The organism is Kitasatospora humi, assembly GCF_020907985.1.
GTDB lineage: Bacteria > Actinomycetota > Actinomycetes > Streptomycetales > Streptomycetaceae > Kitasatospora > Kitasatospora humi.
Genome location: NZ_JAJJPA010000001.1, coordinates 109,759 through 123,402, shown reverse-complemented (window position 1 = coordinate 123,402; position 13,644 = coordinate 109,759). Strand labels below are relative to the sequence as shown.

Genomic DNA, 13,644 nt, shown 5'->3' with positions numbered 1-13,644 from the left:
CTGCCCCCGCCCTCAAGGCAGCAGGAGGTTGACGTCGCCGAACTCGTGCCAGAGGTAGCGGTGCTCGAGCGCCTCGCGGTAGCAGAGTTCGAGCAACGGCCGGCCGGCGATCGCCTGGAGCATCAACAGGTGCGAGGCGCGCGGCTCGTGCCAGCCGGTCAGCAGTCCGTCGACGACCCGTGCGCCTCGCTCGGGTGTGATCACCAGGTCGGTCCAGCCGTCGGCGGCCCGCACCCCGCCGTCCGCGCCGGTGGCCGACTCCAGCGCGCGCACCACCGTGGTGCCCACCGCGATCACCCGCCCGCCCTCACCGCGGACGTGCTCGACCAGCCGGGCCGTGGCCGCCGGCACCCGGAAGCGCTCCGGGTACGGCGCCTCGTGCAACTCCGGTGAGGCGACGCCGGTGTGCAGGGTGATCGGCGCGAGCAGGACCCCGCGCGCCACCAGGGCGCTGACCAGCTCGGGCGTGAACGGCCGGGCCGCGCTGGGCATTTCACTGCTGCCCGGCTCGGCGGCGAAGGCGGTCTGGTAGGCGGCGAGCGGCCAGTCCCGGTCCACGTAGGCGTAGCGGATCGGCTTGCCGTAGCGGGTGAGGTAGCCGGTCACCGGACCGGGCAGGCTGAGCCGCGCGTACCAGAGCCGCGCGGTGAACGGCGCGGTCAACTCGGCCTCGCCGCCCGCCGGCAGCGTCAGCCGCAGGCCGGGGCGGGCGGGGTTCTGCTCGGGCGGGAGGTACGCCGGGGCGCCCGATGCGGTCGGCCGGCGCAGCTCCACCAGGTGGGCGCCGCGCGGATCGGGGTCGGCGCAGGAGAGGTGCAGGGCGACCGGTCGGCCGTCGGGCAGCAGGGCCGGCAGGGCGGCGGGCACGGTGGCCGAGTTATTGACCACCAAGAGGTCGCCCGGGCGCAGCACGTGGGGCAGCTCGGCGAAGACCCGGTGCTCCGCGGTGGGTCCGCACTCGGCGGTGCCGCCGCGCCCGACCAGCAGCCGCACCCCGTCCCGGGCCAACCCGCGCGCCTCGGCCGGGGCGTGGGCGGAGGGTTCGGGCGGCACGGTGAACTCGAACCCGGTCTCCAACGACGGTGACGCCATCTCAGGCCCCCACCGGACCAGCGACAGCGGCCGCGAGCAACTCGGCTGCTCGGTAGCGACCGGATGCCGGCCGGTCGCGCAGCAGGGCGCGGAACGCGGGCACGACCGTCTCGGGCAACGGCAAGCCCGAGATGTCCTCGCCGGGAGCGGCTTCCTGGTAGAGCCGGGTGCGCATGTCGCCGGGGTCGACCGACCACACCCGCAGCCGCGGCTCCTCCCGTGCCAGCGTCCCGGAGGCGTGGTCGAGGGCCGCCTTGGCCGCGCCGTAGCCACCCCACCGCAGGTAGTGCTCGACGGCCGCGTCGGAGCTGAGGTTGATCACCACGCCCTCCCGCTCGCGCAGTTGGGGCAGCAGCAGCTGGGTGAGCGCGATCGGGCCGAGCACATTGACCTCGAAGGTCTCCAGCAGGCCGGGCAGCGGGAATTCGGCGAGGGCGGGCATCGGGCCGCCATCGAGGTCGTAACCGGCGAGCGTGGACGCATTGTTGACCAGCAGCGTGGCACCGCCGAGTTCGGCGGTCGCGTGTGCGAGGTGGGCGCGGTGGTCGTCGTCGACCACGGTGCCGGGCAGCGCGACGACGGTGGTCAGTTCGCGCAGGCCGTCGGCAGCGGCCGCGAGTTCGACCGCGTTGCGGGCGGTGATCACCAACTGCCAGCCGTCCGCCGCGAGGCTGCGCGCAAGGGCGAGGCCGAGCCCGCGGGAGGCTCCGGTGATGACGGCGACCTGGTCGGCGGGGGCGGAGGCTGCGGTGCTGTTCAGGCTCGAGTTCATGCCTGAACTGTCCCGCCGCACACGGCACCGACGGATCGGGCGCGAGGTCCGGGCCGGGGCGGACATTGGGCCTAGGGCGACGGGTCGGGGCCGATCGACCTAGTACCACAGCGGTGCTCATCGTGACCGGCGTGGCCGGAGCGTCCGGGCCCGTCCGAGATCGATGCTCGTGGCTGGTCGGATGGGCCGGCTGAGCTGCGTGAGCGGTTTGCCGATCGATGCCCACGGAGCGAGCCGCCGGAGTCGGCGCCGGCCCAAATCCGCGAGTCGCCGGCGCCGTTGGAGGGCAAGTGCGCCTCCCCGGTGCCGGGGACGGCCCGCACGGTCAGTCGGTGGCTCGGACCCCGCTGGGGGCGCTCATGGACGTCCTCATTGTCAGCGGGCGATCCCGACCGTGTGCCCGATCGTGTCCGGTTCGCCAACCGTGCGCAGCATGAAGTGCGCCACCGAGGCGCGGGAGATCGCGGTGCCACCCCGGAGGTTGCGGTCCAGCGCGGTGCGGTAGGTCGTGGTCAACGGGCCGTCGGTCAACCGCGGCGGTCGCACCGCCGTCCAGGCGAGGCCGGAGGCGCGCAGGGCATCCTCCATCCGGGCCAGGTCGGCGTAGTGCGCGCGCAGCACCGCCTTGACCGCGGGGCCGAGCAGGTGGCGGATCAGGAAACCGTCGCCCGGATCGTGACGCGGCGGGTGCGGGCGCCCAGGGGACGGAACGGTGCCGATCGGCGCGGCGCTGACCACGACGAGGCGCTCGACTCCGGTGGCCCGCATGGCGTCCAGCACGGCCTTGGTGCCGTGCTCGGCCACGCCGACACCCGACTTGCCCACCGCGCCGAGCGCCGAGAGCACCGCGTCGACACCGAGGACGGCGGGCCGCAGCGCGGCTCCGTCGGCGGTCGCCAAGTCGGCCTGGACGATCCGGACACCGGTGGTGCCGGCCAATTTGGCGGGTGTCCGGACCACGGCGGTCACGTCGTGGTCCGCCGCCACGGCCTGGTCGAGCAGCTGACGGCCGATGCCGCCGCTCGCGGCGAGGATGGTGAGCTTCATTCTGACTCCTCTCGGCTGATGCCGTGGTGCGCTCGTGCGCTGACGCACGGTCAGTGCACGCGGCTCAGCTTGTCGGGGTTGGTGACGAAGTAGACGCCGGCGATCCCGCCGTCCTCCGGTGCCAGGTCGAGGACCAGCACGCCGAACGGCATCTCACCGACGAAGAGCAGCGCCGAGGGGTCGCCGTTGGTGTGGGCCCAGCGCACCCGCACGTCCCGCGGGGCCCGGCTCGCTCCACCGAGCAGCACCCGGGCGACCTCGTCGCGGCCGTGCACCGGGCGGGCGCCGGCTGCCGTGGCCTTGCCGCCGCCGTCGGCCCACAGCGTCACGTCGGGCGCCAGCAGGTCGAGCAGCACGGCCAAGTCGCCACCGGCCACCGCCGCGGTGAACCGCTCGGTCACCTGCTGCCGCACCTGCGGGTCGGCGCGGAACCGCGGTCGGCGCGCCTGTACGTGCTCCCGGGCGCGGTGCGCCAGCTGGCGTACGGCTGCCGGACTGCGGCCCAGCACTTCGGCCGTCTCGGTGTGCTGGTAGCCGAACACCTCGTGCAGCACGAAGACGGCGCGCTCCAGCGGGGTGAGTGTCTCCAGCACCACCAGCAGGGCGATCGAGACCGCCTCGGCGTGTTCCGCCGCGTCCTCGCCGGCCCCGGTCAGGCCTTCGGCGTCCAGCTTGGCCACCAGGGGTTCGGGCAGCCAGGGGCCGAAGTAGCTCTCCCGTCTGCGGCTCACCTCGGCCTGCCGGGCCAGCGCCTTGTTGACGGCCACCCGGACCAGGTAGGCACGCGGGTGCTCGACCGGTCCGAGCCCCGGCTCACGGGTGCGGGCCACCCAGGAGAGCCAGGCGTCCTGCAGCACGTCCTCGGTGTCGGCGACCGTGCCGAGCAGGTTGTAGACCATCGAGAACAGCAGTTCGCGATGGTCGCTGAAGACGCGCGTCGCGGCATCGATGCCGTCGCTCGGCGTGCTGTCGGTCATGGGGGGCTCCTCTCCCGGCCGCATCCTGAGAGTGGCAGCGCCAGGAGAGTGTGACATCGGGAGCGAGCCGATTTCCGGAACGCCTCGCGACCACCCGGCGTGTCTGGTGCAGTGGTTGTTGATCACCTGGGGAAAGGGACTGATCTGTTTGTCGGCCCAGTCGGCCCAGTCGCCCCTGATCCCGGCCACCGGCCATCGGGCGCGCACGAGTTCACCGGGTTGACGGGTGCGGTGGGCTGGCGCGGCGACGGCGCAGCGGCCACAGTGGCAGCTGGTGGCGCGTCAACCGAAGGGCGGAGGCACGATGACCGAGCTGGCGGCGATCCTGCGGGATCTGCGCGACGAGGGCGATGAGTTGGACTCACTGGTCGCCGGGCTCGACGCCGCGGGGTGGCGGGCGGCGACCCCTTCCCCGGGTTGGGCGATCGCGCACCAGGTGGCCCATCTGGCCTGGACCGATGAGTGGACGCTGCGAGCCGTGCACGAGCCGGCCGGCTTCCACTCGGCAGCGGCCGAACTCCTCTCTGGAGCCGATGAGTTCGAGAGCCTGGTCGACGAGGGCGCGGAGGCCGGCGCCGCGCTGCCGCCCGCTCGGCTGCTGGCCTGGTGGCGGGACGGGCGGGCCCGGGTGCTGGAGGGGCTCGCCGAGGTGCCGGAGGGCGTCAGACTCCCCTGGTTCGGCCCGCCGATGAAGGCGACGTCGATGGCCACTGCTCGGATCATGGAGACCTGGGCGCACGCTGAGGACGTGGCCGACGCGCTGGGCGTCAAGCGGGTTCCGACGGCTCGGCTGCGGCACATCGCCCATCTCGGAGTGCGGACCATGGGGTTCGCCTTCTCGGCTCACGGCCTGCCGGTGCCCACTCAGTCGGCGCGGGTCGAACTGACCGGTCCCGCAGGGGAGCTGTGGACGTGGGGACCGGAGGACGCGGCAGACCGGATCGCCGGGCCGGCGCTGGACTTCTGCCTGCTGGTGACCCAGCGACGGCACCGCGACGATCTGGCACTGGAGGTGACCGGGGCGATGGCGACGGCCTGGGCGCCGATCGCCCAGGTCTTCGCCGGGCCGCCCGGCGCAGGGCGCGCGCCGCTCGGCGCAGGGCGCGCGCCGCTCGGGACGTGACGCACACCCCGGGCGGGCAGCGCGCCGCTCGGGGCACCACCGGCGCCACCGTCGGCGCTCACCTGCCCGCAGTCCGTCAGCGTACCGCGAAGCGCCCGGTGCCCGGACCGGATTCGGCGACTCCCCGCTCCCCCGCTGAACACGCGCTTGCATGGCGGGCGGAAAGGACTCGCCTTGATACTCAGCCGACTTCGCTCCCGCGGCAGCACTCCTCGCGTCGCCCCCGTCCCCGCCCCGACCACCTCCGACCCGGCGGGCTGCCCGTTCGGCCACGGCGCCGCGCCGTCCGGTCCCACCCGGGCGGCCGCTGCGCAGGCCGGGCCGTTCACCGATCCCGCCCAGGCCGCCGCCTTCCTGCGCCAGTTCCACGCCGAGCAGCCCGGAGCGGACGACCCCGAGCCGAGGGTCCGCCAGGTGCTGGACGAGATCGAACGCACCGGGACGTACCGCCACACCCCGCAGGAGCTGTCCTTCGGCGCCCGGCTGGCCTGGCGCAACTCGGCGCGCTGCATCGGCCGCCTGTACTGGCGCAGCCTGGTGGTGCGCGACCTGCGGGAGTGCGGCAGCGCCGACGAACTCGCCCGGCACTGCTTCGACCACCTGCGCCTGGCGACCAACGGCGGCCGGATCCGCCCGGTGATCAGCGTCTTCGCCCCCGACCGGCCGGGCCGCCCGGCGCCGCGCATCCTCAACGCCCAACTCGTGCGGTACGCCGGGCACCCCAGGCCCGGCGGCGGCTGGATCGGCGACCCCGCCGGTGGCCGGCTCGCGGCCCGCGCCGCGGACCTGGGCTGGAAGCGCGGCGAGGGGAGGTTCGACGTGCTGCCGCTGCTGGTCCAGGAGCGGCCGGGCGAGCCGCCGCGCTGGTACGAACTGCCGGACGACACCACCCTGGAGGTGCCGCTCAGCCACCCGGACCACGCCTGGTTCGCCGGGCTCGGGCTGCGCTGGTACGCGGTGCCCGCGATCAGTGACCTCACCCTGGAGATCGGTGGCATCCGCTACCCGGCGGCCCCGTTCAACGGCTGGTACCTGGGCACCGAGATCGGCGCCCGCAACCTGGCCGACGCCGACCGCTACGACCTGCTCGGCACCGTGGCCGAACGGCTCGGCCTGGACACCTCCAGCGAGCGGACCCTGTGGCGGGACCGGGCGCTGGTGGAGCTGAACCTCGCGGTGCTCCACTCCTTCGAGGCGGCCGGGGTCACGATGGCCGACCACCACACCGAGTCGGACCGGTTCCTGCGGCACGTCGCCCAGGAGAAGCGTCTCGGCCGGCCCACTCCGGCCGACTGGAGCTGGATCGTCCCCCCGGTGTCGGGCGGCGTGACCCCGGTCTTCCACCGCTACTACGACCCGGTCGACCCCGACCTGCGCCCGGCCTTCGTCCCCCGCACCCCGTGGTGACCCCGGTCAGCCCCCCGTCGGCACCCAGAACCGGAGCTTGGCCCCGACCCGGTCGATGAACTCCCCGCCGGCCAGCTCGATCACCCGGCGCGACCCGGTGTTGGTCGCGTCGCACATCAGCAGCGCCCGGTGGATGCCGAGCGCCGCGGCCTCCGGCAGCGCCGCCGCCAGCATCGCCGTCGCATGCCCGCGGCGGCGCATGCTCGGCCGGACGTCGTACCCGATGTGCCCGCCGACCCTCTCCAGCGCCGGGGTGAGCTGGTGCCGGATCGCCAGCCGGCCGATGAAGTCGTCACCCCCGGCCCACCAGAGCGTGGTCATCGGCACGATCCCCGCCGGCCGGGCGGTCCGTTCGTCCCGTTCCGCCAGCACTCGCGCGACATAGCGGTCGAACGCGGCGGGGTCGGTGAGCGCCGCCGGCTCGATGTCCTCGACGAACCAGGACGGCGGGTTCGCCCGGTCCGCCCGGAACTCCGCGACGGCCGCCACGAACGACGCCCGCAACCGCCCTGTGGGATCGATCAGTCGAGTCATCGCCCCAGCATGCCCGGGATCCGGTCAGCCGGCTCCCGGATATCGTCCGGCCAGCCCGGCGAGCAGCGACTCCAGCCCCAGCTCGAACGCCCCCTCGTCCACCGCCGCCCGGTGCTCGGCCAGCCGGTGCGCCTCACTGAGGTGCGGGTACTCCGATCGGTAGACCGCGGCGTCCTCGGGGAACCCCGAAGCGAAGGACCCCAGCGCCGAGCCGGTCACGAAGTACCGCATCAGCGCGCCGATCCGGGTGGCCTGCCCGCGCGGCCAGCCGGCGGCGACCAGGCAGCCGAAGACGGCGTCGGCCAGGCGCAGCGCGTTGGGCCGCCGGCCGGGCCCCTGGGCGAGCACCGGCACCACGTGGGGGTGGGCGGCGAGCGCGGCCCGGTAGGAGCGGGCCCAGTTGCGCAGTGCCGTCTGCCAGTCGGCGCCGGCCTTGAACATCGACAGGTCGACTTCGCCCATCACGCTGTCGGCGACCGCGTCGAGCAGTTCGTCCTTGGTGCCGAAGTGGTTGTAGAGGGAGGGGCCGCTGACGGAGAGTTCGGCGGCCAGCCGCCGGGTGGAGAGCGCCTCCAGGCCCTCGGCGTCCACCATCGCCAGCGCCGCGGTGACGATCCGCTCGCGGCTGAGCAGCGGGGTGCGCGGGCGGGCCATGAACGGTTCTCCTCCGGTCGGGTGGCAGATCAGGCATTCTCGCAGGCCGCCCCTTCCCAGGCGCGGCTCGGGCGGACTAGAGTCGAGAAAACTTGCACCGCTAGTTTAAGCGCCCGCCGGCCTTCGGGCCGAGAAGGCGTCGGCCCCGGAAGCCGCCGGACCGAGAAGCCCCCGGCCCCGGAAGCCGCCGGACCGAGAAGCCCCCGGCCCCGGAAGCCGCCGGACCGAGAAGCCGCTGGACCGAGAAGGAAAGGGAGTGCCGATGAACCTGGAACTCTCCGAGGAGCAGTCGGCCGTCCGCGCCCTGGCCGCCGAGTTCACCGACCGCGAGATCGTTCCGTTCGCCGCCGCGTGGGACCGCGCCGAGTCGGTGGACCGGGCGATCATCGGCAAGCTCGGCAAGCTCGGCTTCCTCGGCCTGACCATTCCCGAGGAGTACGGCGGCAGCGGCGGCGACCACCTGGCGTACTGCCTGGTGCTGGAGGAGCTGGGCCGCGGCGACTCGGCCGTGCGGGGCATCGTCAGCGTCTCGCTCGGCCTGGTCGGCAAGTCCATCAACAGCTACGGCACCGAGGAGCAGAAGCGGTACTGGCTGCCCCGGCTCTGCTCCGGGGAGGCGCTGGCCTGCTTCGCGCTCACCGAGCCCGGCACCGGCTCGGACGCCGGCAACCTGACCACCAGGGCGGTCCGCGATGGCGACGATTGGCTGCTCAGCGGCGCCAAGATGTTCATCACCAACGGCACCTGGGCCGACGTCGCACTGGTCTTCGCCCGCACCGGCGGCAGCGACCCGGACGAGCAGGGCCACAAGGGCATCACCGCGTTCCTGGTCCCGACCGACACGCCCGGCTTCGAGCGCCGTGAGATCCACGGCAAGCTCGGGTTGCGCGGCCAGGCCACGGCGGAGCTCACCCTGGACGGGGTCCGGGTGCCGGACAGCGCGCGCCTCGGCGCGGAGGGCGAGGGCTTCACGGTCGCGATGGCGGCCCTGGCCAAGGGCCGGATGTCGGTGGCGGCCGGCTGCGTCGGGATCATCCAGGCGGCGCTGGACGCCGCCGTGCGCTACGCCACCGAGCGCGAGCAGTTCGGCAAGCCGATCGCCTCCCACCAGCTGGTGCAGGAGCTGCTCTCCGACATCGCCGTCGACCTCGACGCGGCGCGGCTGCTCACCTGGCGGGTCGCCGACCACATCGAGCGCGGCCTGCCGTTCGCGACCGAGTCCTCGGTGGCCAAGCTCTACGCCGGCGAGGCAGCGGTGCGCTGTGCCAACAACGCGCTGCAGGTCTTCGGCGGCTACGGCTTCATCGACGAGTACCCGGTCGGCAAGCTGCTGCGCGACGCCCGGGTCATGACCCTCTACGAGGGGACCACCCAGGTGCACAAGCTGCTGATCGGCCGCTCGCTCACCAACATCAACGCGTTCTAGAACGGAGCCCAACCAAGTGCGTCCCGTCTATTTCGCCGCCGCCCGCCGCACACCCATCGGCAGGCTGCGCGGCGCGCTGGCCACCGTCCGGCCCGACGACCTGTCAGCCGCCGTGATCCGGCAGCTGCTCACCGACGTCCCGGGCCTCGACCCGGCCCGGATCGACGACGTCTACTGGGGTGCCGCCAACCAGGCCGGCGAGGACAACCGCAATGCCGCCCGGATGGCGGTGCTGCTGGCCGGCCTCCCGGAGACCGTGCCCGGCGCCACCGTGAACCGGCTCTGCGCCTCCGGCCTGGAAGCGGTCACCACCGCTGCCCGCACCATCGCCGCCGGTGAGGCGGACGTCGTGCTGGCCGGCGGCTGCGAGTCGATGACCCGGGCGCCGTTCGTGCTGCCGCGCCCGGACGAGGCGCTGCCGCACGCCATGCAGACCTTCGACACCCGGCTGGGGTGGCGGCTCACCAACCCCCGGATGGCGGAGCTGCACGGTGTGCTGAGCATGGGCGAGACCGCCGAGGAGGTGGCCGCGCGCTACGGGATCACCCGCGAGCGCCAGGACGCCTTCGCCCTGCGCAGCCACCAGCGGGCCGCGGCCGCCCGCAAGGACGGGCACTTCGACGCCGAACTGTTCCCGGTGGTCCGGCCCGACGGGGTGACGGTCGACCAGGACGAGTCGATCCGCGAGGACACCAGCCTGGAGCGGCTCGCCAAGCTCCAGCCGGTGTTCCGCAAGGACGGCACGGTGACGGCCGGCAACGCCTCCCCGATGAACGACGGCGCGGCCGGTCTGCTGCTGGTGAGCGAGGCCGCGCTGCACGAGCTGGGGCTGGAGCCGCTGGGCCGCTACGTGGCCGGCGCCTCGGCCGGCGTGCACCCGGACGTGATGGGGATCGGGCCGGTGCCGGCCACCCGCAGGGTGCTCCAGCGGGCCGGCTGGTCGCTGGCCGACCTCGACGAGGCGGAGTTCAACGAGGCGTTCGCCGCCCAGGCGCTGGCCTGCCTGGACCAGCTGGAGATCGACCCGGAGCTGGTCAACCCGACCGGCGGCGCGATCGCCCTGGGGCACCCGCTGGGCGGCTCCGGCGCCCGGATCCTCACCACCCTGCTGCACCGGATGCGCCGCACCGGCGCCCGCCGCGGCCTGGCCACCATGTGCGTCGGCGTCGGCCAGGGCACGGCCGTGCTGGTCTCCAACGACTGACGATCCGACCACCCGCTGATCCGACCACCTGACAGGAGAGCAACACCCATGGCACGTTTCACCGGCAAGGTCGCCGTCGTCACCGGCGCCGCCCAGGGCATCGGCGCGGCCACCGCCCGGCGGCTGGCCGAGGAGGGCGCCGCGGTCGCGGTGGTCGACCTGAGCGCCGAGCGGGCCCAGGCCACCGTCGACGAGATCACCGCCAAGGGCGGCACCGCGCGCGCCTACGGCTGCGACGTCTCCGACTACGACGCGGTCGAGGCCGTCTTCGCCCAGCTGCACGAGGAGTTGGGCGGCCTGCACATCCTGGTCAACAACGCCGGCATCACCCGGGACAACCTGTTCTTCAAGATGCCCAAGACCGACTGGGACCTGGTGCTGTCCGTCAACCTCACCAGTGCCTACAACTGCAGCCACGTGGCCCAGAAGTACCTGGTCGCGCAGAAGTACGGCAAGATCGTCTCGCTGAGCTCGCGGTCCGCGCTCGGCAACCGGGGCCAGGCCAACTACGCCGCCGCCAAGGCCGGCATCCAGGGGCTGACCGCCACGCTGGCGATCGAGCTGGGCCCGTTCAACGTCAACGTCAATGCGGTGGCGCCCGGTTACGTCGTCACCTCGATGACCGCCGCGACCGCCGAACGAGTGGGTTCCACTCCCGAGGAGCACCAGGCCGAGGTGGCCGCCCGCACTCCGCTGCGCCGCCCCGGTCAGCCCGAGGAGATCGCCTCGGTGGTGGCCTTCCTGGCCAGCGACGAGGCGTCGTACGTCAGCGGTCAGACCCTCTACGTCAACGGCGGCGCCCGCTGACGGGCCGTCGGTCGGGGCGGTGGGTGCCGCCCCGACCGGTGGTCACCCGCAGTTGAAGGGGTCGTACTCGCCTGGTGAGAAGTCGCCGATCAGGCCCAGGACGGCCAGCACCAGCAGCACCGAGGCGGCGAGCAGCAGCAGCGCCGCGAGCACCCGCAGGGCCCGGTCCGCCCCGCCGGTCACCGGCTGCGCCACGGCCCGCACCCCGGCGCTGAGGGTGGCCAGTAGCAGGCCCAGCGCCAGGAACCCGGCCCCCAAGGAGAGGACCGGGACGGCCCCCTGGTGCCGGCAGTGCCGGGTCGGCTCGACCACCGAGTGCTGGAAGGACCAGGCGTGCAGCACCTCGGCGAGCAGGCCGAGCAGGAAGAGCCCGCCGGCCGCGGCGGTGCGCCGGATCAGCGGGCGGTGGAGCGCGGTACTCATGGGCGGATCCCCCGTCAGGTGTTCGGGGGCAGCCTAGCGGGTGGGACGCCGGGGCCCCGCGTCCCACCCGGCGACCGCTCGTCAGCCGTTGGACCGCGGCTTCAGGGTGGTGCTCAGGATGGTGCGGTACTCGGCCGGTTGGGCGGCCGGCACGGTGTAGGGGTCCGCCGGGTCGGTGCCGTAGGTCGAGCCGGTGGCCGGCAGCGGCTTCGGGGTCGAGTAGCCGGCGAACACCATGGTCAGCGTGCCGTCCTGGTTCCGCACCACGGTCGGGTCGTAGACCCGGCCGCTGTAGTAGCCGGAGATGCCCAGCGGACCGCCGGAGGCGGCCTGCGCGGCCAGCGCCGAGAAGCTGTAGTCGGTGCCGATCAGCTTCTGCGGCGCCGACCAGTGCTGCCCGTCCTCGGAGGACGAGTAGAAGATCTGGTTGAACGCGTCGCTGTCGCCGTCCGAGGCGTGGGCACCGGACAGGAAGAGGCCGTAGGAGCCGTCCGGGTTGGTGATCACGGTGCCGCGCGAGCCGATCCAGCGCAGCACCGAGTCGCTGTTGGCGGTCGGCTCGCCCAGGCCGCTGACCTGGCCCAGGTCGGTGAAGTGCAGGCCGTCGGTGGTGTAGGCGGCGCGGACCACGGTGTAGTCCTCGTTGTTTCCGAACAGCGACTTGGGCTTGTTCTTGCCCTCGCCGATCGCGGCCAGCCGGGCGTACGGGGTGACCGCCGCGCCGGGCGCGCCCACGTCGCTGCCCTTGGCCACGGTGCCGGTGCCGCCGGTGCAGCCGGTCAGGTCGGTGGCGTCGGCCCCGGTGCAGCTGACCTGGACGATGCCGTTCGGGGTGCCCAGGCTCACGGTGACCGGGCCGCCGCCGGCCGGCTTCAGCGCCTTGGTGTCGCCGACCGGGATGGTGCCGGCCGGCAGCGTCACGGCGGCCGTGGTGCTGGTCGGGACGAAGTAGTCGACGATCTTCTCGGTGTAGAGCACCGCGACGCTGCCCCTGGGCGCGCCCGGGTAGCCGGGGACGGTGCTGATGATGCCGTCCGGGGAGACCAGGCCCGAGGTCTGTTGGGCGGTCGCCGGGACCACGCTGTCGGCGGTGATCGCGTCGCCCGCCTTGACGGCCACGCCGCCCGGGGTGCGGGTGGTGCAACCGGTGAAGGCGGTGGCGGTGGCGTCGTTGCAGTCCACCGTCACGCCGTCCACGGTGAAGTGACCGGGCTGCTCGAAGTCGGCGGTGCTGCCCACGGTGATGGTGACGCCGTCGCCGCCCGGGCCGGCCGGCACGGTGACCGCGCCGGTGGCGCTGGTGCTGCCGCCCATGCCGACCGGCTCGGCGGCGGGCAGACCGGCCAGCGGGTTGCCGTCCTTCGGGGTGAGGTGGTGCACGATCAGGTTGGTGCCCAGGGTGTCGCCCGAGGGGCGGGAGAGGGTGTAGAGCACCTGGCCGCGGTGGCCGGTGCCGTTGTAGTCCGGCACGGTCAGCACGAAGGCGTGGCCCTGGCCGTCGTCGTTGGTGTTGCCGTCCGGGCAGAGGCCGGGGTTCTGCTCCAGCGCCTCGCCCTGGTAGCGCCAGGTGCGGCCGTGGTCGTCGGAGGTCGCGGCGACCACCGCCTCGTCGCCGTCCTTGGGGCGGTAGTCGAACAGGCCGCTGAGGGTCCGGCCGCCGTCCTCGCTGGTGACGAACGGGAAGTAGTAGGGCTGCATCGGCAGCACGCTGCCCTTGGGCTGGCGCAGCACCGCGCCGGTCTCCGGGGTCGGGCCGCCGCTGGCGCAGTAGCCGGGCAGCGGGCCCGGGGTGCCGGTGACGCCGCTGGCCGCCGGGACGCCGTCGGCACCCGGGTCCACCGCGGTGTTCGGGTAGGTCACGCCGTTGACCGTGACGGTGGTGCCGGCGGTCGGGTCGCCCTGGGCCAGGGTCCACGGACCGCCGGTGACCCGGTCCACCACGGGAGTGCCGACGGTGTAACCGACCGGGCCGTGGTGGTGGCCGCGGCCCCGGCCCCAGCCGTCGGAGTCGGCGAGCGCCGGGCCGGCGGTGCAGGTGAGGGCGGCGACGGTGGTGACCGCGATGGCGGCTGCGGTCGCGGTACGACGGTGCGGCATGGGCGAGATCCTCCCGAAGTCGGGCCCGCGCTGGGCGTCCGCGCGGGACAGCGGCGATCCTGCACGGCTGTTCGGCGCCTC

General features: G+C 73.9%; 13 protein-coding genes. 5 read left to right on the top strand and 8 right to left on the bottom strand.

Annotated elements, in window-relative coordinates:
• Positions 1–12 precede the first annotated feature (12 nt).
• The 4 genes from LN042_RS00575 to sigJ form a co-directional block, all read right to left on the bottom strand.
• On the bottom strand, positions 13–1,092 hold the full coding sequence (locus tag LN042_RS00575; RefSeq protein ID WP_230047718.1) for an S-adenosylmethionine:tRNA ribosyltransferase-isomerase: 1,080 nt from the start codon (positions 1,090–1,092) through the stop codon (positions 13–15).
• 1 nt (position 1,093) lies between these two features.
• Positions 1,094–1,864 (bottom strand): SDR family NAD(P)-dependent oxidoreductase, encoded by a 771-nt coding sequence (locus LN042_RS00570; RefSeq protein ID WP_230047717.1) that lies wholly within the window; start codon positions 1,862–1,864, stop codon positions 1,094–1,096.
• A gap of 375 nt (positions 1,865–2,239) precedes the next feature.
• Positions 2,240–2,911: an NAD(P)-dependent oxidoreductase gene (locus tag LN042_RS00565; RefSeq protein ID WP_230047716.1), complete on the bottom strand. Its 672-nt coding sequence runs from the start codon at positions 2,909–2,911 to the stop codon at positions 2,240–2,242.
• A 50-nt stretch (positions 2,912–2,961) separates the two neighbouring features.
• Positions 2,962–3,888: an RNA polymerase sigma factor SigJ gene (gene sigJ, locus LN042_RS00560; protein WP_230047715.1), complete on the bottom strand. Its 927-nt coding sequence runs from the start codon at positions 3,886–3,888 to the stop codon at positions 2,962–2,964.
• 304 nt (positions 3,889–4,192) lie between these two features.
• Between sigJ and LN042_RS00555 the strand changes: the two genes are divergently transcribed.
• Together LN042_RS00555 and LN042_RS00550 are read left to right on the top strand one after the other, a co-directional pair.
• The gene (locus tag LN042_RS00555) at positions 4,193–5,011 is read left to right on the top strand and encodes a TIGR03084 family metal-binding protein (RefSeq protein ID WP_230047714.1); all 819 of its coding nucleotides are present in this window, start codon (positions 4,193–4,195) and stop codon (positions 5,009–5,011) included.
• Between the two features lie 174 nt (positions 5,012–5,185).
• Positions 5,186–6,418 (top strand): nitric oxide synthase oxygenase, encoded by a 1,233-nt coding sequence (locus LN042_RS00550; RefSeq protein ID WP_283843511.1) that lies wholly within the window; start codon positions 5,186–5,188, stop codon positions 6,416–6,418.
• Positions 6,419–6,424: 6 nt separating this feature from the next.
• Here LN042_RS00550 and LN042_RS00545 read toward each other — a convergent pair whose 3' ends face one another.
• A complete protein-coding gene (locus LN042_RS00545; protein WP_230047713.1) occupies positions 6,425–6,952 on the bottom strand; it encodes a GNAT family N-acetyltransferase in 528 nt (175 codons plus the stop codon).
• A gap of 24 nt (positions 6,953–6,976) precedes the next feature.
• A complete protein-coding gene (locus LN042_RS00540; protein WP_230047712.1) occupies positions 6,977–7,606 on the bottom strand; it encodes a TetR/AcrR family transcriptional regulator C-terminal domain-containing protein in 630 nt (209 codons plus the stop codon).
• 262 nt (positions 7,607–7,868) lie between these two features.
• On the opposite strand from LN042_RS00540, the gene LN042_RS00535 reads away from it, so the two are divergent.
• The 3 genes from LN042_RS00535 to fabG are packed head-to-tail and all read left to right on the top strand — an operon-like array spanning position 7,869 to position 11,043.
• Positions 7,869–9,032 (top strand): acyl-CoA dehydrogenase family protein, encoded by a 1,164-nt coding sequence (locus tag LN042_RS00535; RefSeq protein ID WP_230047711.1) that lies wholly within the window; start codon positions 7,869–7,871, stop codon positions 9,030–9,032.
• Between the two features lie 16 nt (positions 9,033–9,048).
• A complete protein-coding gene (locus LN042_RS00530; protein ID WP_230047710.1) occupies positions 9,049–10,236 on the top strand; it encodes a thiolase family protein in 1,188 nt (395 codons plus the stop codon).
• Positions 10,237–10,284: 48 nt separating this feature from the next.
• A complete protein-coding gene (fabG, locus tag LN042_RS00525) occupies positions 10,285–11,043 on the top strand; it encodes a 3-oxoacyl-ACP reductase FabG (RefSeq protein WP_230047709.1) in 759 nt (252 codons plus the stop codon).
• A gap of 42 nt (positions 11,044–11,085) precedes the next feature.
• Here fabG and LN042_RS00520 read toward each other — a convergent pair whose 3' ends face one another.
• Positions 11,086–11,466, bottom strand: a complete 381-nt coding sequence (locus LN042_RS00520) for a hypothetical protein (RefSeq protein WP_230047708.1) — start codon at positions 11,464–11,466, stop codon at positions 11,086–11,088.
• 81 nt (positions 11,467–11,547) lie between these two features.
• On the bottom strand, positions 11,548–13,563 hold the full coding sequence (locus LN042_RS00515; RefSeq protein ID WP_230047707.1) for a hypothetical protein: 2,016 nt from the start codon (positions 13,561–13,563) through the stop codon (positions 11,548–11,550).
• Between the last annotated feature and the right edge of the window lie 81 nt (positions 13,564–13,644).